The organism is uncultured Eudoraea sp. (genome assembly GCF_947260015.1).
GTDB lineage: Bacteria > Bacteroidota > Bacteroidia > Flavobacteriales > Flavobacteriaceae > Eudoraea.
On record NZ_CAMYOM010000032.1, the window covers coordinates 14,905 to 36,517 of the forward strand.

Sequence of the window (21,613 nt, forward strand, 5' to 3'; positions counted from 1 at the left end):
GTTAAAAAAAATCTTTTAGTTTATACCAACAATTTCACTTCGTCGTTCAAATAGTAAATTGTCTTTCCAAATTCCGTCCAACTGGCCTATTCTTTCACGTTTACCCAAATAGCGAAATCCAGTTTTCTCATGAAGTTTGATGCTAGCTGTATTTTCGGGAAAAATACCTGATTGTAAAGTCCACATACCTTCTATTTCACTGGCGGTAATAAGTTCTGCCATAAGAAGTTTACCAATGCTAAGACCTCGTGCTTTTTCTGCCACATAAACGCTTACCTCTGCAACACCGCCATAAACACATCTGCCAGAGACGGGAGATAGTGCCGCCCAGCCTACGACCATATCATCTCTTAAAGCTACCAATCTGCAACTTGAATTATGATTTCTATTCCATTGCTCATAGGAGGGAATCTCCTTCTCAAATGTTGCAAAGCCTGTATCAATGCCTTGCTTATATATTTGAGCAACTTCCGGCCAATGAGCCTCAGACATTTCTCTAATTAAAAAGCCGGGCCTGGTTAAATGGATTCTGGACATCTTGGTTATTTTACCAATTTACTAACAGCAACCTCCACCTGGAGAACAACAGGCTTCTTTTTCTGCATTAATTTCAACAGGAACCCCGCATTCCTCTTTAGCCTTACAGTCAGTTTTTTCTACGGCCAATTTAATAAGTAAACGGTCTTCAAGAATTTCGTACTCATCAATAAACAGCTGAGCGGCGTGAAAGTTAGCGTTGCCATATTCAATCTTAAGCTCGGCTTCTAAATCCATAGGTTTAATTTCGTTTACCCTGTTTAGAATTTGAAGTGCTTTAGAAACAGACATATACTTTGTTTTATCTAATTCGGACGGACTTTCCCAGAGTTGAACTATGGTTTCTTTCCAAAAATCAGTTCCTGCACCACAATCCACAGAGTCAACGATGATATTTTTTACCTCGGTAAGGTGATAGTTCGCGCCTACTAATGTTCCTTTATTATAGTCAAATACTAATTCTTTATTTCCGTTTTCGTTCAATAGAGCTATAAATTCTTTTGTTTTCATTATTTCGTTTTTAGCAACAGTTTATATATGTAGTTTTAAAGAAATTATTAATGAGGGCACCTATGTCCTGCCATTTTTTTTGGTTGATACAGTAACAGACCCTTTTACCGCTTATTTCGCCCTCAATTAAATCTATGCTTTTGAGTTCCTTTAAATGTTGGGAAATGGTAGGTTGTGCGAGGCCTATTTCTTCAACTATATCATTACAAATACAGTCTTTCTGACAACTAATATGCTGTAAGATGGCAATCCGGGCGGGGTTGGCCAATACCTTTAAAATGGTAGCCAGTTCATTTTGTTGGGCAGTAAATATTTGCGATTTGGTTGTTCCCATTACATATTTATATATTGCAATATTACGATAATAGATTTAATAAAAAAAAGTCAGATCGTAAAAAACCTGACTTTTTAAATCTTAGAACCATGGTTTTTTACCCACCTGGTAGGTGTTATAGAAATCCTCATCAGATTTAGTGAGGTAAATGATTCCTTCAATTAATCCGATCATACCAGTTATCCAAACCATAAAAACTCCAACTCCAACGCAGCTAAGCACGAAGCCAACAATGGTTATTCCCAATAGGATAAAACCTTCTTTCTGGTAACCCAATATAAATTTATGAATTCCTAAAGAGCCTAATATTATAGCCAGTACCCCTGCCAGTATTTTTTTATTGTCACTTTCCGTGACTCCTTTCACGCCCTCAGAAAATTCATTTGCAGTTTTCTTGGCGTCCTCAGCAAAATCACTGGCAGCTTCTTTTGTGTCTTGTGCAAATTCTTTAGCCGATTCTTTGGTCTCTTCAGCAAATTCCTTGGCTTTTTCTTTGGCTTCTTTCGCAGATTCCTTGGCCTTCTCTTTGGCTTCTTTAGTAGATTCTTTTGCATCTTCAGCAAATTTCTTTGCTTTGCCTTTTGCTTTATCAAAGGTGCCTTCTGCTTTGTCTTCGGGATCCTTATTTTCTTCTGACATGATTATTTTGTGTTGGTTAATACTCTCTTAAATGTAATAATTATTTTGGTATCAAAGAAATGCCTTATCCACTGGTTCCCAAAGCTCTAACTTATTGCCTTCCGGATCCAGAATCCATCCAAATTTCCCATACTCATATTCCTCAATTTCTCCTACAATGGTAACACCTTCCTCTTTTAAAGCGGCTAATAGTTCTACCAAATTTTCAACCCGAAAATTCATCATAAATTCCTTTTTGCTCGGCTTAAAATAGGAGGTATCTTCTTTGAAGGGGCTCCATTGTGTAGAACAATCATTACCTTCTTTGTCTTTCCACCAAAAGGTGCAGCCGTATTGGTCTGTATTCAACCCCAGATGATTTTTATACCATACTTTTATTTTATCAGGATTTTTAGTCTTAAAAAAAAATCCACCAAGTCCGGTAACTCTATTTTTCATAATTATCAGCTTATTTTTTCCAGGCCTGTTCGTATATATTTATCCACTGTTCAGCAGTCATTTTTGCCGCTAATTCGCCTATTAGCGAATAGGGAATATGCGCTATGTTTTTAAAACGAATACAACTTTTACCCATATCTAATTTGGTTTTTACATGTTTAGGATATTCCGAAACAAACCAGTTATATAAATCTTTATCACTATAAATTCCCATATGATAAAGGGCTATAAAGTTTTTTTGTGAAGCAATATTTATAAATGGCAAAGGGAGCACAGGATTACAATGGTATCCTGACGGATATATAGAATGGGGCACGACGTAGCCTATCATACCATAGCTCATAACTTCCTCAAAACCCTTGGGAAGATTTTTTAAGATAGTTTCGCGTAACTTAATTATAGGTTCTTTTCTGTCCTCGGGCAGTTCGGAAATATATTCTTTTGGTGTCTTGGCGTTTGATTGCATAGTTGTTTTATTTCTGTTGTAGTCGTAGCGTAAAAATGAACACGTAAGCACCTAATTTAAATACCATGTTTTTCATGCTCTGGGATTTTTGTGTTGGTTCAAAACTAAAGAGCAGGGGAGGGATACATTTTATACTAAAGTACTAAATTGCTTCTTTTGTTGTTTAAAAAAGCATTAATTAAATGAACCTCATAGCCTTATTGATTTGGAAGGCCAGTGTTCTTCTTATCGTGTTCAGCGTTATCAGGAGTTTGGAGACATGAATTTTTGTTTAGCTCTTTTTACTTTTTTTACCCTTTTTGTCTTCCTTAATAATCATTTTTTGTACCCCTTTCCCGGGAACGATTCTAATGAAACCATTAATTAATCCTTGAACAATATAATTAATTGGTGAGCGAGCTACATTCCTTTTAGTTTGATAGTCGGCAACAAGATATTTGTCCTGACCAGGCATATTATTTGCCCGAATGGCGGTATTTGCAATTGCAGAAAGAAATCCCATATTTTTAGATTTGTCTTTGTTCTTTTCATTCAGCAATTTCACTTCTAAGTTGCTATAATCAAATACCATGTTGTTTTGGGATTTTAATTGGCCGGCGTTCATTTGAAACTTAATCCGGTTCATTTGTCCGGTTACCATTTCAACACCTGCCAGAGGTTTTAAAGTAGAGTTTAAGTTGGTCAAACCCATGGCTCCAACATCTACGAGCAGTGAAAATGTTTCTTTATCATATGGAACATCTAGTTCAACATTAATTGGGGCTTTACCTTTAAGGCTAGCACTAATTTTTGCTTCTAAATGACCTTTATTTATTTGTTCTTTGGGCATGTTAGTGATGCCGGTAATAGTTCCATTAATTTCCTGAATTTTAAGCGATCCTGATTCACTTTTTTTAACTCCAAGTTCATTATAGGTTACTGAAGAATTTGAAATTTGAATGGAGTCTATAAGAATTTCCATGGGAATTGAGTTAATAATACCTTGAAACAAAGGTTTAACTACATCCGGAGGCCTGGGAATATTCTTGTTTCTTTGCAGTTTAATGTTCAGTTCGTCTAAAGAAATCTTTCGGGCTTCAATATCTAGTTTTGTATAGAAATCGCTAGATGGCTCAAGCTGATGTATACCAATTTCTTTTACATTTAACTCAATAATATCGTTTTGGACCCCGGCGCGCTTACTAACTTCAACCCAATCTATTGAATAGCCCAGGGAAATATCATTCAGCAAAAATTCTTTGTCCATCAGGTTGTAATGAAGACTACCTAAGCTAATATCTGTATAGTCGTTTGGTTTGAATGTAATACTATCTATATCTATATTTAAATTACCCACTTGAAAGGGGATCAGGTTTTTGAATTTCAAAGAATCAGTTTCTATTTCAGTCGCCAGTATATTTAATCGCTTAACCTGACCTTTTATGTCTTTTGAATCAGAATCTTTTAAAATAATTGAACCATTTTGAATGCGAAAACTGTTTAGATCGGCACGCGATATTATATCACCAAACATTACTTGTAACCCTTTTCCGCTGGTACTTTTAGTAGTATCTGCACTAAGTGTCACTTCAAATATTGGTTGTTCGAAGGCAATCTCATCTAAATTTAATTTTTTGCCAAACAACAATTCTCTCCATACTATTCCATTAATGGTAGCGTAATCTACATGTCCTGTAATTATGGTTCCGTTTCCAGGGTTTAAAGGTTCAATACGGACTTCGTCTAAAGTTACCCCTTTAAAAAAGGTGCCTAAATCAAAATCAGAATACGTAATGTTGTAAGCTCTATCGGGATTTGAATTTAGCCTGACTTCGAATTTCGATTCAATCCTCCATTCCAGCCCCTTCATAATCAGGAATATTATTCCTAAAACTACTAGCACTCGAATGGTGATCTTTTTCATTTTATTAATGGTTTTCTTTGTACTCTGAATTTAACAAAATCTGGACTTAATTTTGTCTACAATAGTCTGAGCTAATTTCTCCTTGCTCTCAATGGTCCACCCGGCAACATGCGGAGAGAGAATAACATTTTCGGCATCAATTAGATATTGAAAGGCTTGGGGGAGTTCATGCTGAGTAAACATGTCTTCAAATGAAGTTTTCTCATATTCCAGAACATCTAATCCCGCGCCCAATATTTTACCAGATTTTAAAGCGGTAACAAGGTCTTTGGTTACTATACATTTTCCTCTTGCCGTATTTAATAACCAAAAAGGTTTTTGAAATGCATTGATAAACTCAGTGTTAATCATTCCCAGGGTTAGTTCGGTTTGAGGTACGTGCAGGCTTATTATGTCTGATCTTTGCTCCAATTCCATGATCCCTACCTGCCGGGCATTTTCATCAGATACCCCCCCAACAATGTCGTAGCAAATTACTTCGACATCAAAACCGCTGAGTTTTTTAGCAAAGGCTTTTCCTGTATTACCATAACCGATTATACCAACAGTTTTGCCATCAAGTTCTACCCCCCGGTTTCCTTCCCTGTCCCATATGCCTGTTTTTACTTCACGGTTGGCTTTGGTCAAATTATTAAAAAGGGCCAATAATAATCCCAGGGCATGTTCCCCAACAGCATTGCGATTACCTTCGGGGGCCGCCGCTAAAAAAATTCCTTTATCCCAGGCATAATCCATGTCGATATTTTCCAAACCAGACCCAAGTCTTCCAATAAATTTGAGGTTTTGGGCTTTGTCCAAAAAGGTTTGGTCTATGGCAAATCTACTTCTGATAATTAGCCCGTCATAGAGGTGAATTGTCTTTTCAACCTCAGATTTGGGCGCAGTATATTCTTCAACATTCTCAAAACCCAGGGCTTTGAATTCCTCTATGAGCAAAGGATGGTTGTTGTCTAGGTGGAGGATTTTCATTCTTTTTTAAATTTTTGGATATTCGGTTTGTGTCTTTGCGTGCTGCACGTTTCCCGTATGGGCCGTTGCCAACTTCTCGAAGAGCAATAAATGTACTTCTTCATTGTTTTTTGTAGACGGATTGTGTTCTACACCCTTTGGAACAACTATGATTTCACCTTCATTCACAACCTCTGTCCGGTCTCTGAATTGCATATATAAAGTACCTTTTAAAACCTGAAATAGTTCATCCTCATTTTCGTGGGAATGCCATACAAACTCTCCCTGAATCTTTGCGAGGATTACCTGCATATCATCTACCTCCGCTATTTTATGCGGGTGCCATGTTTTACTAAAGGCGGCATGTTTCTCTTTTAAATTTATAGCTTTCATTTCTATTAACTTAAGTCTAATTTATTATAGAACATATTTTATTCCTTTTTGGTTTCAGGCTGATCTTTGACGTCAAATTCAAAAATATCATTCCTGGCGTAATGACCAATTACATCAAAATCGAGTTTGTTTAACTTAATTTCTTCAAGATCTATTTCAGCTACAAGAACTCCGGCTTTATCATAAAATGGACCGGCAAGAATTTTTCCGTTAGGAGCAACTATAAGACTTCCTCCGCGACACATTGTTTCGGGCTCATCGGCAACAAGAGTCTGGTATTTTTCCGGATACATTGATTTGGTAAAATACTGGTTGCAACCTAGCACGTAGCATCTGCCTTCTAAAGCGATATGTTGCATTGTGGAGGTCCATTCTTCCCTGGCATCTGCCGTAGGGGCTATATAAATTTCAACGCCTTTTCTGTACATTGACATTCTGGCCAGAGGCATATAATTTTCCCAGCAGATCAGGCCTCCCAACTTGCCTATTTTAGTTTGATAGGTAGTTAATGATTCACCAGATGCTTCTGCCCAGACAATTCTTTCGGTTCCTGTAGGTTTAATTTTTCGATGCGTACCCAGCAATCCGGAAGTAGGGGATATATAGAGCATTGAACAGAATAGACTACCACTAATATCATCTTTTTCGGTTACTCCAATAACCAGGTAGGTCTTATTTTTTTTTGAAATGTCTTCGAGTCTTTTAAGGTCTTCACTCTGTACATTGAGGCTGTTTTCATAATATTCAGCATAGAGCTTGCGCCCCTTTTCAGATCTGCTGCCTATGGTGGCACCGAATGTAAATCCTCTTGGGTAACCCGGAATAAAAGATTCCGGAAAAACCAATAAATCACATCCCTTCGCTGCATATGTTTTGGTGATCTGCTCAATTTTAGAAATTGTTTCCACCTTATTAAAAAAAACAGGGCTTTCCTGAACTAATCCAACTTTTATTAGCATAGACTGAAATTCTTGAATAGAATTTATTTTAGATTTCGGGAACTCTAAGGTATCCAATTTTAATAAAAGTGAAGTCTAAATTCCCAAAATAACTTTTGCTATCCAGAAATAAATCAGGATTCCGAAAATATCATTACTCGTTGTAATAAAAGGACCGGTCGCAATAGCCGGATCTATACCCCTTTTATCCAGAAACAAGGGAATAAAGGTTCCGATTATTCCTGCAACGATGATTACCACAACCAGGGAAATTGAAATGGCAAGTGCCGCAGGAAAATTGCCTTGCCAGAACCATGTAAAAACTAAAAGAACCAGTCCCAGGATTAGACCATTTAGTGCCGCCAGAAGCATTTCTTTAATGAGACGGTTACTAATGCTTCCCTTGAGGTCATCATTGGCGAGTCCCTGTACTATGATGGCACTTGATTGCACACCAACATTACCTGCCATGGCGGCAATTAAAGGTGTGAAAAAGAATATGATTGCATGTTTGCTTATCATTTCTTCAAAACCTCCCATGATAGCCGCTGCACCAATACCGCCTAAAAGTCCTAAAAACAACCAGGGTAAGCGGGCTCTTGTCAAATCCCAAATACTATCATCGGCCTCCACATCCTGTGAGATACCTGCTGCCAGCTGGTAATCTTTCTCAGCTTCTTCCTTTATAACATCTACGATATCATCAATGGTAATTCTCCCAACCAACCTGCCAATCTCATCAACTACGGGAATGGCTTCAAGGTCGTATTTGGACATAATTTTAGCTACTTCCTCGGGTTTTTCATTTACGTTAACCCGATCCACTTTTGGAATATAAACATCTTTAATCGGAGATTTAGTGGAAGTGGTTAAAAGATCCTTAAGTGAGAGTCTGCCTTTTAGTTTGTCATCATCGTCTACCACATAAATAGAGTGCACCCTGGTAACATTTTCGGCCTGGGCCCTCATTTCTTTTACGCAGGTAAGTACGTTCCAATTTTCATTTACTTTTACCAACTCCTTGGCCATAAGTCCACCTGCAGAATCTTCATGGTAGCGCAAAAGATCTACAATATCTTTGGCATGTTCCCGGTCTTCTATTTCCGAAATTACTTCTTCAACTATTTCCTGTGGAAGTTCTCCCACAATATCCGCTGCATCATCTGTGTCCAGTTCATCTAATTCTTCCGCTATTTCCTTGGAAGATAAATTATTAAGAACAGCCTCCCGCATATCATCATCCAATTCAATGAGTACGTCGGAGGTTTTATCACTATCCAGAAGTTTAATAAGATAAGTAGCCGATTCTTCACTAAGATCATTCGCTATTTCTGCAATATCGGCATAGTGGAGCTCTGCCATGAAAGACTTTAAATCTCCGTCTTTCCCGGATTCTATAAGCAGTTCAATTTCTGCAAGTAGCTCGTCTGTAAGTTTAAATGGAGTCATCACCTATCATCTTGGTCAGCGCGATAAATTGGGTAACAGCCAATTCTTCGGGACGCCGGTCAAAGATAGCATCTTCTTTTAGATTATCAGAAAGGTTAAATATTTTTAAGCTGTTTCTTAAAGTCTTTCGCCGCTGGTTAAACCCTGTTTTAACTACTCTAAAAAACAATTTTTCATCACAATCCATTGTTAAATCATCTTTTCTTACAAGTCTTAATACCCCTGACTCTACTTTTGGAGGGGGATCAAAAACCTCTGGATTAACAGTGAAAAGATATTCGGCATGATAGAACGCCTGGACCAAAACAGAAAGAATACCATAGGTTTTATTTCCTTCTTTGGCACAAATTCGCTTAGCGACCTCTTTTTGGAACATTCCTGAAAATTCCGGAACCCTGTTCCGAATTTCCAATAACCTGAAAACAATCTGCGTAGAAATATTATAAGGGAAATTACCGGTTATGGCAAAAGGTTCCATATTAAACAATGTTGAAAGGTCGTATTTCAGGAAGTCGGCCTGTATTATCTCAAGTGAATTATTTTGCTGCAGAATTTCATTGTGTTCCAACTGAAAGCTATGTTTAAGGTAAATGATAGATTCCTCATCCAGCTCCATCCCTACAAGGTTCATAGAGCGCTGCAACAAATATTTTGTGAGAACTCCTGTACCGGGCCCAATTTCAAGCACATTGGTGTAACCATCCATTGAAAGCGTATCGGCTATTTTTTTGGCAATTTCTTCATCTCTAAGAAAATGCTGCCCCAGATATTTTTTAGCTTTAACCGGACTTTCTACCTGGTAGGCACTCTTCTTAAACGAGCTGTGTTTTTTACGTTTTTTGCCCATAGTCTAGTTTGGTTGCGGGGTAGAGCTTATATAAGCCCAGGCACTTTTGCCGGAGTTCAGGACTACTTTAACTCTTTTATAGGCCGGGCCTTCGTATTTATCAACTTCCAAAATTTCTTTTTTACTACACATAAAGACTCTGCCATTCACAAAATCCGCAGGCTCATTTGAACTTTGCATAACAGGATATACACCAACTACTTTCTCATCTGATAGCTTATAACCTATTAGGGTATCACTAAAACCTGAAAGTGTTCTTGAAAAAACAGTTAACTGGATATTTTCTTCCTGCAAAGTACCGTAAGTAAAAAGATATTCGGTAGCATTAAAACTATGAGCGGTATACTCTTTAATAACAGTGAGTTCAGTTCTGAAGGCGACAAATTTATTTCCGAAGTGTTTTGATACTTCCTCGCGCATTCTTTCAGCATCCTCAGCGTAATATTTATCTAAAATATCTTTGTTTTCAGCGGTGTACTGTATGGAATAAGTAATACCTCCCATTTCTTCTTCTACAAGTACTTTTGCTATCTTAGCCTTTATGAATTTTCCTGTCTCCAGGACCTCCGGAATATGCGTTTCCTGCATCCATTCCAACCATTTATCGTGAACAGATTCATCTATATTAATGGTAACATTGTAGATAATCATACATCAAATATTATAAGTCAGTATATGCAAATTTAGTTAATACTATCGCCACGTAATATTCGGAAATTTTTGCGCGCCTGAGGAAAGTAGTAGCTGTCCTGATAATTGTAAATTATTTTCTCATAATGTTCTTTAGCTTTTTCGGGTTCATTTAAGATGTTCCTATAGAGCTCTGCAAGGGCAAAATGAGCGTCATCGGCCAAAATATCATTTCCATAAAACTCAACAATTTTAAGATAGTTAAATTCTGCCGCCTCATAATCTTTGTTAAGTTCCAAAAGTTCACCTTGTTTTAATAGGGCCTCATCTTCTATTTTTTCTCCCTTGTGATTTATGAGAATATCATCGAGGACTTTAATTGCCTCATTTGTGTTCTGCTGATAAGACAGGAGATCTGCTCTCGCATACTTCTTTAATGCAGTCTGAGTTGAATCTTCCAAAGAATTATCTGAAATTAAAAGGCTTAACTGCATGGCATCGTTTGCAATAAGTTGCGAAGTTGAACCCCTTAGGACCTTTAATTGAGTAAATGCCCAATCAAAATCGCCCTTGTAAAAACTAGTCTGAGCTACTTTAAATCGCGCATCCTGACCTAAAACATCATTTTTTAAACTTTTTTGGACTTGGGAAAAATTAATTAATGCTTCGTTGAACTTCTGATCAAAAACAAGGATGTCTCCAAGGGCAAGTTTTACATAAGCTTTACTGTAGCGTTCCAGGGGGAGATCTAAACATTTTTTGAGGATAGCAATTGCCTCCTCGGGTTTACCTTTTTTAAAAGTGAGGAAATGGGAATAGGCAATTTGCAATTGCAAGGTGTGATTTTCATATCCATATACTTCCATCAAAGATTCAAATTGCCCTTCTACCTCATCAAGTTGCTTCGAGCTTGCATCCAAAAGTTCAATATCAATAAGGCTCAGGCGTGCATTGAGTTTGATTACCGGATCATTAGAATTTTTATCGATATAGGTAAAAATTGCTTCAGCATCTTCAATGGCATTGTCCTCCAAAGCAATGTCACCCAGACCAATTAAACGTTGAAGTGTAAAAGCCCCGGATCTTTTATAGATGGCTTTTTCCTGATTAAAGGCACTGTTGTATTGCCTTTGTTGTACAAACAACCAACTCAGGATTTCATTCCAAAGGATATCCGGATTTTTTTGAGCCTTTAGGAGCAATATTTTTTTCAGCTTGAGATTATTTGGATTCTCAGGGTCTGAGGTAATAAAATTATCAAGATTTCGAAGTACATTAGTCTGAGTAGCCTTGCCAACAGAGATTAATTCCAAATAGGAGTCGTACATCCTTTCTATATCTCCTTGTTCACCATAAATACGGGCCATTTGAAAATTATAGTCTAGCTGTGGATTAAGCTCCATAGCCTTCGAGTAGGCTCTAAGGGCATAGTCTAAAAGGGCATAGCGCTGAAATCTGAACCCTATTCCATAACCATAATTTGGATTTACTTCAATTTTCGAAAGTGCAATTTCATAATTCTCTTTAGCCTTAGCTGTCTGGTCCTGAAGCAGGTAATTGTACCCCAATTCAATATAAATAGTTGGGTACGGGTTCCCTGATTCTATCTTCTTTAAAAGAAAGGCCTGGGCTTCTTCATACTTTTCGAGCTGCTGGTAGCAGGCAATCAGGCCGTCGGCATAATCTGTGCGTCTTGGGTTTTTTTCTGCCAGATTTTTATAAAAGACTGCCGCTTTCTTAAATTCACCATCGTTGAAATACTGCTTCGCCAGAAAATCTTCTTGAGCCCAGGATTGGAAGGTACAGATAAGACAAATAAATAATAAGGCAAATCTCATATTGGAAATTTATCAAATTTAACCAAGCTCTTTAAAAAACACTGTCAAAGAAAACATAATATCGCTGAACTGAACTTTTTCCCGAATTGATAGAACACGAATATAAGTTCCAAATCATGGAACTTCCCCCAATAGGTCCATCAAGTAAAATAATTTAATCTATCCTACTAAAACCTGTATAGGGGACCAGGATATCCGGAATGTTTATACCGTCTGCGGTCTGGTAATTTTCCAGGATCCCTGCTAAAACCCTTGGTAAAGCCAGTGAACTGCCATTTAGTGTATGAGCCAATTGTGTTTTGTTGTTTTCATCTCTGTAACGAAGCTTTAATCTGTTTGCCTGAAAAGTTTCGAAATTAGAGACGGAACTAATTTCTAACCAACGTTCCTGAGCAGTTGAAAACACCTCGAAATCATAAGTTAAGGCTGAGGTAAAGCCAAGGTCGCCGGCACAAAGGCGTAAAACCCTGAATGGCAACTTTAATTCCCTTAAGATATTTTTTACATGTTCTACCATAGAATCCAATGCCTGGTAAGAATTATCAGGATGTTCTACCCGCACTATTTCTACCTTGTCGAATTGGTGAAGACGGTTGAGTCCCCGCACATGTGCCCCGTAACTGCCTGCTTCCCTCCTGAAACAAGGGGTATATCCTGTATAACAAATAGGTAAATCATTTTTATCGAGGATAGTATCTCTTAAGACATTAGTGATAGGTACTTCGGCGGTTGGTATTAGGTAAAGATTTTCTTCAGTAACATGGTACATCTGGCCTTCCTTATCCGGGAGTGACCCTGTGCCATAGCCGGAAGCCTCATTTACCAGGAGGGGAACCTGCATTTCCGTATATCCTGCTTCGGTATTTTTATCTAAAAAATAGGCAATCAAGGCGCGTTGCAAACGGGCGCCTTTTCCTTTGTATACCGGAAATCCTGCTCCGGTGATTTTAACACCCAATTCAAAATCTATGATGTCATATTTTTTAGCCAGCTCCCAATGAGGCTTGGCATCGCCACCCAGCACAGGAATATCTCCTTCCCGGAAGACTTCTTCATTATCTTCTTCACTATTTCCGGCCGGGACGGATTCATGCGGGGTATTAGGAATTTGATACAGTGCTTCCTGCAGCTCATCTGCAACAGCATTTAGTTCTTCGGTTAGCCTCTTAGAATCTTCTTTTAGCTGAGTTGTTTTTTGTTTAATCTGGTTTGCTTCTTCTGCTTTTCCACTTTTAAAAAGCATACCAATCTCTTTTGAAAGTTTATTGCCTTCTGCCAGTATATTATCCAAATCTGTTTGCAGCGCACGTCTTTTTTCATCAAGGCTCAGTACCTTATCCAAATGAAGTTCTGCATCAAAATTGCGTTTTTTTAAAGCTTTCGCAATCTGATCTTTATTTGTTCGTAAGGCTTGTAACTGCAACATGTTAAGTTGATTTAAGGCGCAAATTTAGGGTTAAATGATTAATGTATCAATTTGGAACAGCAACATTTTATTTTATCACCCATATTTAATTAATAAAAAGGGTCCCTATTTAGAAACCGGTAATTCGGCTTTGGTTTCTTTAGATGGTAAAATCCAGTTATTATGCCAAAAATAGTCCCATCGTTCTGCGGCGAGATCTGCTTCAGGATCTATAAAGGGCTTTAACTTACCACCATTTACCCGGACTCTGGAATTAACATAAACGGAAATATCCGCACCGTCTTCAGAATAAATATTTTTAAGATGCTGTGCAAACTGCCAAATAAAATCAGGATATGCAGAAATTCTTCCTCTTTGCTTTTTTGTCAGGTAGTCCTTCAGATTAACATTAATGACATTTCCATTATCATTATCTATCACTTTAAAATTAATTATACCAGACCTGCCTCTGAGCATCATCCGCCAGCTCAATCTATGTCCCTCTTCGGTCCACAGAACATCATCTTTTATAAAATGATGTCTTATGGGAAGAATAAGTTGTATCGTAAAGTAAATTCCAAATCCGAGTAAAAAGAGGTTTCTGTATTTAGGGATAATGACTTCAGAAGGTTCCGGTAAGGGTTTCTTTTTAAAGAAAATCCGCCTAATAGTTTCCGGTTCAAAAAAGAAAACTGTAAAAGCCAGTGCAAGGTAGGGGAAGATCCCAATTTGAAATACTATAGAATTGAACAGGTGAAAGAAAATTGCGAAGGCAAAAGCGATTTTTCTGGAAGGCTTCCACAGTAAGGCAGGAACGATGAGTAAATCGAATAAAATTCCCATGACTGAAATAAATTTATGGACCCACGATTCCTGCAATAAATCGCCTATGAGCCAATAATGAGCCTTGTTTTGCATCAGAATTGCAACAAAACTAAAATCGAGCCAATCCGCGTATAGTTTGGCCCCGGCCGCATAGGTATATACAATAAAAAGTTGTAGTACTATTATCCATTTTACATAGCTGTACATGCTCTCGCTCCTAATCTGTGGCTTAGCCCTGGCGTCTAATGAATATGCCTGGTTAGCAGGGAAAAAGCACATTATCAGGGAGATTAGTACCAACAAATAATAGTGATTGTTGTATGATGTTTTTTGCATCAGGTAAACAGCTGTCCAGAGAATGGTAAATGAAATAATACTGAATCTGTACTTATAACCAAGAGCAATGAAAATACCCAGGGTTCCCATAATAAAGAAGTAGATATACATCCCTGAACCGGGTAATGGTTGTAACCATTCAAAACCAATAAAAGAAAAGTTGAATGTGGGCTCTATCAAAGTTCTCCTGACCCATCCTGTTAAGATGGCTCCATAGCATTCCAGGCTGATAAGAATCCCAAGAAATATGCGAAAAATTAGTAAGGGACTGTTGTCTATTCTTTTAAAGAAAAAGTAATTAAACATCTAACTTGAAATTATGGCATTTGACGTTTCTTTATCTTTTAGCAACTGCGCTTTAAGTTCCTCCAAAGAGTTGAACTTATGTTCATCGCGGATGCGCTCTATAATATCTACCTGGATATTTTGATCATATAAATCCGCTTTAAAATCAAAAAAATGGATTTCAATGCTCTTTGAGGAACCATCTACAGTAGGATTAAAGCCGATGTTCATCATCCCGTAAAAAAGCTTGTCATTAAGGATGCTTTTTACTACATAAACTCCGTTTTTAGGGATGAGTTTGTATTTTTCTTTAATAAATAAATTAGCTGTGGGAAAGTTTAATTGTCGTCCCAGTCCTTTGCCTTTTTTAACATCACCCGTTAACATATAGTTATACCCGAGGTATTCATTGGCAGTCTTTATATCTCCTTCCATAAGCGCATTTCTGATTTTTGTAGAACTTACAGAAACATCATCTATTTCCTGTGCCGGAATTTCTTCAACTTCAAAATTTAGAGTATTCCCAAAGGCGGAAAGATCCTGGATATTGGCATTTCTGTTACGGCCAAAGCGGTGGTCATAACCTATAATAATTTTTTTGACCTTTAATTCATTCACCAGGATGTCCCTAACGAATTCTGTGGAAGAAAGACGTGAAAATTTAAGAGTGAAGGGATGAATAATCAGGTAATCCAGACCAATTAACTCTAAAATTTTGATTTTTTCCTGGATGGTATTCAGGAGCCTTATTTCAGTATCTTTTTGTAAAACCATTCTGGGATGCGGGAAAAAAGTAAGTACGGTAGATCGCAGGCCGGTTTTTTTGGCATCATTTATGAGACGTTCAAGTATTTTTCTGTGTCCTATGTGAACACCGTCAAAAGTTCCAATGGTTATAGCAGTAGTCTGCTTTTTATCGTAATTGGAAATGCTTTGAACTGTGATCACACAAATAAAATAATAAAAAGACTTACTTTTAAAAGTTTAAAAATCTCTTGATGTTAACAAAACTACGTCTTGTTTTAACAATTTCAATAATATTTCTCTCCTTTTACGGATCTGCGCAATCCAAATATTGGGGTCAGGAGATTTCTCCCACTAAGTTTTCTTCACCTTCACTATCCAAACCGGACGTAACTAAGGTAAGGGTTTTTGATTTGGATCAGGCATCTTTATCTGAGGAACTTTTATCTATATCTACCCTAAATCAAGCTCCCGGAATAATTTATTTTCCAGATGTCAAGGGGAAACTAAGGGCATTCAAAGTTTCAGAAAATTCGGTCTTGTCACCGGAACTGGCAAAAAAATATCCCGGGATAAGGTCCTATTCAGGCTATAGTGTGGATGGAAGTAAAGACCGTATTCGATTTAGCATTTCACACAAGGGAGTACAAAGCATGATAGTGCATGCAGGAAGCGAAAAGACGACTTTCATGGAGAAAGTCTCAGATGGAGGCAGTACTTATGTAGTTTACGACAGAAGTTTACATTCGAAACTCAACAGCGACTTTATTTGTTTTACCAAATCAGGGATTGAAAAAAGCATCAACGGTTCTGTTTCAAAACTGGTGGATGATCAAACCCTAAGAAAATACAGAGTAGCAATTTCGGCAACGGGAGAATATACTGAATTTCATGGAGGTACAGTTCCAGACGCCCTAGCGGCAATAAATGCCACACTTACGAGGGTAAATCAGGTTTTTGAGACCGATTTGGGCGTTACTTTAGAATTGATTGCCAATACAGATTTGGTAATATTTACAGACCCTGATACCGATCCTTACGGGGGAAACTTAAACACAGAAGTTCAAAATACACTTACAACAACAATTGGCGAGGCAAATTATGATGTAGGTCATTTATTTCATGAGGATACGAATGGAGGTAATGCGGGCTTTATAGGGTCTGTTTGCACAGATAATCAAAAAGGAAGTGGTTACGCTGCTGCCTTAAGTCCACAAGGTGATATCTTCGATCTCGATTTTGTAGCACATGAATTGGGGCATCAATTTGGCGCAAATCATACCTGGTCCTTTGAATCTGAAGGCACCCTGGTACAAGCAGAACCCGGTACCGGAACCACCATTATGGGATACGCCGGAATAATACCCGGAGAGAACGTAGCCCCAAATGGAGATGACTATTTCCATTATAACAGCATATTTCAAATTATAGAATATCTTCAGACTACAAGTTGTGGAGAACTTACACCTTTAGTAAACAACCCTCCGGTTATTAATCCAATAAGTAATTATATTATTCCCAAGGGAACACCTTTTGTATTATCAGGAAATGCCATAGATCCCGATTCTGCAGACATACTTACTTATGCTTGGGAACAGATTGATAACGGCGTGGTCACTACAGAAAACTTTGGACCCGACAATCCAAGTGGCGCAAATTTCAGATCGCTTAAGCCCACTACAGATCCGGACAGATATTTTCCAAAATTATCAGAGGTTAACCAGGGGAATCTTACGCAAACCAATCCGCCGATAAATTCGGCCTGGGAAACGGTTTCCAATGTGGAACGCGAAATGAACTTTGCCTTAACCGTAAGAGATAACGCAGCAGGAGGGGGGCAGGTAGCTTCAGAGCTGGTAAAGATTGATGTTTTAAATAGCGCTGGACCATTTGTTGTAAATTCTCAAAACACAACGGAGACCTATACGGCCGGATCTGTGCAGACCATCAGCTGGGATGTCGCCAATACTAACAAAACACCAATAAATACCCAGCAGGTAGATATATTCTTATCTACAGACGGAGGCCTAAGTTTTCCAATACAGCTGGCAACGGCAGTTCCAAATGATGGCAGCCATGAGGTTCTTATTCCTGGCAATAGTACTACAACTGCACGTATCATGGTTAAGGGCGCAAACAATATTTTTTTCAGTATGAACTCTACTGATTTTGTAATTGAAGATTCTGAAGTTATCTTAAATTTTGCAGAACTCAATTATGAAGTTTGTGAACCCAGTGACCTTGTGGTACCGTTTATATATGAAACCTATTTAGGGTTTAATGAGGAGGTTACTTTTAGTGTTCAGGGTATGCCTGCCGGCCTCACGGCAGTTTTTACACCACCAACTGCAACAATAAATAACACTCCGGTTTCCATTACTTTTTCTAATACAGATCTTGTTCTTCCCGGGAATTATCCCGTGACCGTCACTGCAACTTCTTTGAGTATCACTAAAGATGTAACATTAAATATTAATATTAGCGATGCTAACTTCTCAGATGTGGTTTTACAGACTCCCATTGATATGGCAACAGAGGTAGGTCTGCAACAACAACTTACCTGGGAGTTGAATGCACAGTATACCTCATATGATATAGAAATTGCCACAGATATGCTGTTCGCTTCAGTTATTGAATCTGCCAGCGATGTTATTTTTAATACCTATTTACCCGAAAACCTTCAGGAAGAAACCATTTACTATTGGAGAATAAAACCAAAAAATTCTTGTGGGGAAGGAACTTTTGGCCCACCATTCAGCTTTACGACTATAACAATTAGTTGCGACATTGAAACGGCTAAAGACTTGCCCGTAGATATAACTTCTATAGGTACACCAACAGTAACTACTATAATTACATTCTTAAATGATTTGCCGATAACTGATGTAAATATAGGTTTGGAATTAGAACATACTTTCCTGGCAGATCTTATAATTAGTATTACATCGCCCCAGGGTACGCAGGTTATTTTAACTTCCAACTCTTGTGGGGAATTGGAAAATATTGATGCTGTTTTTGATGATGACGGAGATGCTTTTATCTGTGGTGGCGGAGCGGCCGCAATTAGTGGCACAGTAAGCCCCTTGGGTTCATTAGCCTCCTTTAATGGCGAATCTTCTTTTGGCGAATGGATACTAACAGTTTCTGATACTGCCCCGGCCGATGGGGGTAGCATTGATAACTTTTACCTGGAAATCTGCGGTGAAGGTGAATTGAGACCCGACGATGATGGAGATGGGGTTTTTGACGATGGAGATGACCTTTGCCTGGGAACACCTCCGGGAACCGAGGTGAATGCAGACGGTTGTCCCGTTTTTCGTTTTGCTGCGGATAATTTTAACCTGGCAATAGAAAGTGAATCCTGCATCACCAGTGATAACGGATCATTTGAAATAACCGCCGTAATGTCTATGGATTATACGGTTAATGTATTGGGCAACGGGTTGAATATAACCGAGGACTTTACCAAGGATTATAAATTGGAAAATTTAGCTTCGGGCACTTACTCGGTTTGCATAACTGGAACGGATGGAGTAAATACTTTTGAGGAAATCTGTTTTGACGTAGTAATAAATGAACCCGAACCTCTAGGTGTAAGTTCTGTGGTCTCTTTAGATGGGCTGCAGGCAGTTCTGACATTATCAGGTTCCCAATTGTATAATATTGAATTAAATGGGAGCCTTACCCAGACTGAAGGCTCAGAAATTGTACTGGATCTGAAACAGGGACTAAATACCTTAAAAGTTTCTACTAATCTGACCTGTCAGGGGGCATATGACGAGACTGTCTTTATTCCCGCTATTCCTGTTATATATCCAAATCCGGTCGTTGAGACTTTAAATATATTTTTAGGACCAACTACGGGTCCGGGGGACATTACCGTTTTTGCATCTGATGGGCGACTTATCAGCAGTCAAAAGTATGCTGGTAATGAGGATACACTGACACTTAATTTTGCCGGATTACCTTCAGGGCTGTATTATGTAAATGTCAAAGGAGAAACTCTTAAAGGAACCTATAAAGTATTGAAGCGATGAGAGTTATTTTAATAGTTTTCATAAGCCTGCTTTTTACTGCCTGTAAAAAAGACTCACCCAAGCCACCTTCAGCGGCGGTTTTAGTTTTCCCTTTGCAGAACTCCCTCTGTACCACAGGTGTAAGTATAACTCCGACCACAAGCAGGGTAGAGTTCATGTGGCAAACCGCGAACAACACAAATACCTATGAATTAAGGGTATCGAATCTTATAACTGATATTACCCAAACGGTTAGTACGCAATCCACCAGTGCAGAAATCACCATAGAAAAAGGAGCTCCGCATTCATGGTTAGTTATTACCAGGAATACAGAGGTGCAGGAAACTGCTTCAAGTGCATCCTGGCAGTTTTTCAATGCAGGTTCCCAAATTACCCATGCTCCCTTTCCTGCACAAATAATAGCACCTTTATCCGGGGCATCAGTGGTGCGTGATATCAACGGAGAAATCATTTTGGAATGGTCCGGAGCAGATGTTGATGAGGATATTGTAGGTTATGAGATATTTCTTGATATAGCTTCTCCTCCGCAGGTTTTGGCAGCTTCGCCCGCCTCTTCTGTGTCCAGTATTAAAATAAATACTAGTGCCAATACGGTATATTATTGGAAAGTAATCACCAAAGATGCCGAGGGAAACAGTTCAGATTCAGGGATTTATTCCTTTCGGGCGTTATAAGATCAAGACAATTTGGTTAATAGTACTAGTAAGTGTGAAAAAGTGTACTAAGTATTGTTATACTCATTCATGGTTATCTTTACTCCGGCGAGGACAAAAGATGAGATAAGTTCATTAGCTCTCTCCAGCCGTTCAGGAAGTTCACGTTTTTCTTCATCATTCCATTTTCCAAGGACATAGTCTACTTGTCTTCCCTTATTAAATTCAGAACCAACTCCAATTCGCAATCGGTTATAAATCACAGTTTGTAAGCTATTTTGAATATCCTTAAGACCATTGTGGCCACCATCACTTCCCTTAATTTTTAGTCTCAGTGTCCCAAAGGGGAGGTTTAAATCATCGGTGATGACAAGGATATTTTCTATTGGAATTTTTTCTTTTTCCATCCAGTACTTTACAGATTTACCACTTAGGTTCATATAGGTAGATGGTTTTAAACATAAAACACTTCTGCCTTTTATTTTAAAGGAACCCAAATCTCCTAATTTCCGGGTCTCAAAGGAGAATTTTTGTTTTTCAGATAGCTTGTTAAGCACCTGGAAACCAACATTATGCCTGGTGTCGGCATATTCATCACCAATGTTTCCCAAGCCAATTAGCAGGTACTTTTTCATGGAATCTGTTTCTTCTAATAGTCGTTTTTCCTTCCCAAAAAGAAATTCAATAAATCTTTTCATACCCTCAATTGGTTCAGGGTAAAAATACAAAAGCATCCCGAATCCTGATTTATACGGACGGGATGCTTAGTAAGAATAGTTTTAACTTATTTATTCGGCATCTTTAGCTGGGGCTTCTCCACCTTCAGCAGCAGTTTCTGTTGCACCTTCTTCACCTTCTGCACCTTCTGCACCTTCTTCTCCTTCTATTCCTTCTTCATCTTCAACTTCTTCTTCTATGACTGCACGGGCAGTTTTAACCTGGACGACCACAGTAGATTCTGGTTGTAGAATTGAAAATTCATCATTTAGCAAGGATTCTACCAGGATGTTATCTCCAATTTTTAATTCGGAAATATCTATGTCAAAGAAATCGGGAAGGTTATCTGGTAAGGCTTTAATAGTCAGTGTTCTATTTCTGAATAGCAGGCGTCCCCCATTTTTTACTCCCGGAGAACTACCTTGTAAACGAACAGGAATTTCCATTGAAACCTCTTTGTCGTCAAACAGTTGGTAAAAATCTACGTGTAGAATTCTATCAGTTACAGGATGAAACTGTATATCCTGCATTACGGCTTTTAATTTGACACCTTGATCCAAATCAACCTTTACAGTGTGGGCTTTTGCAGTATACACTAATTTTTTGAATGCTAATTCATCCGCTGAAAAGTGCAATGGTTTTTCCCCTCCGTATACCACGCAAGGAACCTTTCCAGCATTACGTAGGGCCTTCGTTGCCTTTTTGCCCACGCTTTCTCTTTCTGATCCTTTGATTGTAATT

21 protein-coding genes are annotated in these 21,613 nt (G+C 38.3%); 2 read left to right on the forward strand and 19 right to left on the reverse strand.

Translation table 11 applies throughout. From position 1 onward, the window contains the following. Window positions 1–15: 15 nt before the first annotated feature. The 17 genes from Q0X66_RS12545 to Q0X66_RS12630 form a co-directional block, all read right to left on the reverse strand. Complete coding sequence (locus Q0X66_RS12545; RefSeq protein WP_297706895.1) at window positions 16–537, reverse strand: GNAT family N-acetyltransferase; 522 nt, start codon at window positions 535–537, stop codon at window positions 16–18. 21 nt (window positions 538–558) lie between these two features. Continuing rightward, window positions 559–1,047, reverse strand: coding sequence for a DUF6428 family protein (locus Q0X66_RS12550; protein WP_297706897.1), 489 nt, complete (start codon window positions 1,045–1,047; stop codon window positions 559–561). Window positions 1,048–1,057: 10 nt separating this feature from the next. Continuing rightward, window positions 1,058–1,381, reverse strand: coding sequence for a metalloregulator ArsR/SmtB family transcription factor (locus Q0X66_RS12555; protein ID WP_297706899.1), 324 nt, complete (start codon window positions 1,379–1,381; stop codon window positions 1,058–1,060). 81 nt (window positions 1,382–1,462) lie between these two features. Further along, complete coding sequence (locus Q0X66_RS12560; protein WP_366938696.1) at window positions 1,463–2,020, reverse strand: TM2 domain-containing protein; 558 nt, start codon at window positions 2,018–2,020, stop codon at window positions 1,463–1,465. Window positions 2,021–2,071: 51 nt separating this feature from the next. Then, window positions 2,072–2,458, reverse strand: a complete 387-nt coding sequence (locus Q0X66_RS12565) for a VOC family protein (protein ID WP_297706901.1) — start codon at window positions 2,456–2,458, stop codon at window positions 2,072–2,074. Window positions 2,459–2,468: 10 nt separating this feature from the next. Further along, a complete protein-coding gene (locus tag Q0X66_RS12570; RefSeq protein ID WP_297706903.1) occupies window positions 2,469–2,924 on the reverse strand; it encodes a DUF1801 domain-containing protein in 456 nt (151 codons plus the stop codon). Between the two features lie 271 nt (window positions 2,925–3,195). Next, a complete protein-coding gene (locus Q0X66_RS12575; protein ID WP_297706905.1) occupies window positions 3,196–4,827 on the reverse strand; it encodes a DUF748 domain-containing protein in 1,632 nt (543 codons plus the stop codon). Between the two features lie 30 nt (window positions 4,828–4,857). Next, window positions 4,858–5,796, reverse strand: a complete 939-nt coding sequence (locus Q0X66_RS12580; RefSeq protein ID WP_297706907.1) for a 2-hydroxyacid dehydrogenase — start codon at window positions 5,794–5,796, stop codon at window positions 4,858–4,860. Window positions 5,797–5,802: 6 nt separating this feature from the next. Beyond that, on the reverse strand, window positions 5,803–6,168 hold the full coding sequence (locus Q0X66_RS12585) for a cupin domain-containing protein (protein WP_297706909.1): 366 nt from the start codon (window positions 6,166–6,168) through the stop codon (window positions 5,803–5,805). A gap of 38 nt (window positions 6,169–6,206) precedes the next feature. Next, entirely contained in the window at window positions 6,207–7,127 is a 921-nt protein-coding gene (locus Q0X66_RS12590; RefSeq protein ID WP_297706911.1) for a carbon-nitrogen hydrolase family protein, read from the reverse strand. Between the two features lie 75 nt (window positions 7,128–7,202). Next, entirely contained in the window at window positions 7,203–8,555 is a 1,353-nt protein-coding gene (gene mgtE, locus Q0X66_RS12595; RefSeq protein WP_297706913.1) for a magnesium transporter, read from the reverse strand. Further along, window positions 8,542–9,402 (reverse strand): 16S rRNA (adenine(1518)-N(6)/adenine(1519)-N(6))-dimethyltransferase RsmA, encoded by an 861-nt coding sequence (gene rsmA, locus Q0X66_RS12600; RefSeq protein ID WP_297706915.1) that lies wholly within the window; start codon window positions 9,400–9,402, stop codon window positions 8,542–8,544. The genes mgtE and rsmA overlap by 14 nt, the downstream gene beginning before the upstream one ends. Before the next feature lie 3 nt (window positions 9,403–9,405). After that, window positions 9,406–10,053, reverse strand: a complete 648-nt coding sequence (locus Q0X66_RS15950; RefSeq protein WP_366938697.1) for a DUF4286 family protein — start codon at window positions 10,051–10,053, stop codon at window positions 9,406–9,408. Window positions 10,054–10,085: 32 nt separating this feature from the next. Beyond that, entirely contained in the window at window positions 10,086–11,870 is a 1,785-nt protein-coding gene (locus Q0X66_RS12615; RefSeq protein WP_297706916.1) for a tetratricopeptide repeat protein, read from the reverse strand. A gap of 154 nt (window positions 11,871–12,024) precedes the next feature. Continuing rightward, window positions 12,025–13,296, reverse strand: coding sequence for a serine--tRNA ligase (gene serS / locus Q0X66_RS12620; protein WP_297706918.1), 1,272 nt, complete (start codon window positions 13,294–13,296; stop codon window positions 12,025–12,027). 105 nt (window positions 13,297–13,401) lie between these two features. Continuing rightward, window positions 13,402–14,742, reverse strand: a complete 1,341-nt coding sequence (locus tag Q0X66_RS12625) for an HTTM domain-containing protein (RefSeq protein WP_297706920.1) — start codon at window positions 14,740–14,742, stop codon at window positions 13,402–13,404. Continuing rightward, entirely contained in the window at window positions 14,743–15,669 is a 927-nt protein-coding gene (locus Q0X66_RS12630; protein WP_297706922.1) for a bifunctional riboflavin kinase/FAD synthetase, read from the reverse strand. It abuts the gene before it with no gap. Window positions 15,670–15,719: 50 nt separating this feature from the next. Between Q0X66_RS12630 and Q0X66_RS12635 the strand changes: the two genes are divergently transcribed. Further along, window positions 15,720–19,502, forward strand: a complete 3,783-nt coding sequence (locus tag Q0X66_RS12635) for a reprolysin-like metallopeptidase (protein ID WP_297706924.1) — start codon at window positions 15,720–15,722, stop codon at window positions 19,500–19,502. Continuing rightward, on the forward strand, window positions 19,499–20,176 hold the full coding sequence (locus Q0X66_RS12640) for a hypothetical protein (protein WP_297706926.1): 678 nt from the start codon (window positions 19,499–19,501) through the stop codon (window positions 20,174–20,176). The genes Q0X66_RS12635 and Q0X66_RS12640 overlap by 4 nt, the downstream gene beginning before the upstream one ends. A gap of 47 nt (window positions 20,177–20,223) precedes the next feature. Here the strand turns inward: Q0X66_RS12640 and pth are convergent, their stop codons facing one another. Then, window positions 20,224–20,853, reverse strand: a complete 630-nt coding sequence (gene pth / locus Q0X66_RS12645) for an aminoacyl-tRNA hydrolase (protein ID WP_297706928.1) — start codon at window positions 20,851–20,853, stop codon at window positions 20,224–20,226. Between the two features lie 90 nt (window positions 20,854–20,943). Next, the gene (locus tag Q0X66_RS12650; protein WP_297706930.1) at window positions 20,944–21,612 is read right to left on the reverse strand and encodes a 50S ribosomal protein L25/general stress protein Ctc; all 669 of its coding nucleotides are present in this window, start codon (window positions 21,610–21,612) and stop codon (window positions 20,944–20,946) included. Window position 21,613: the final 1 nt, after the last annotated feature.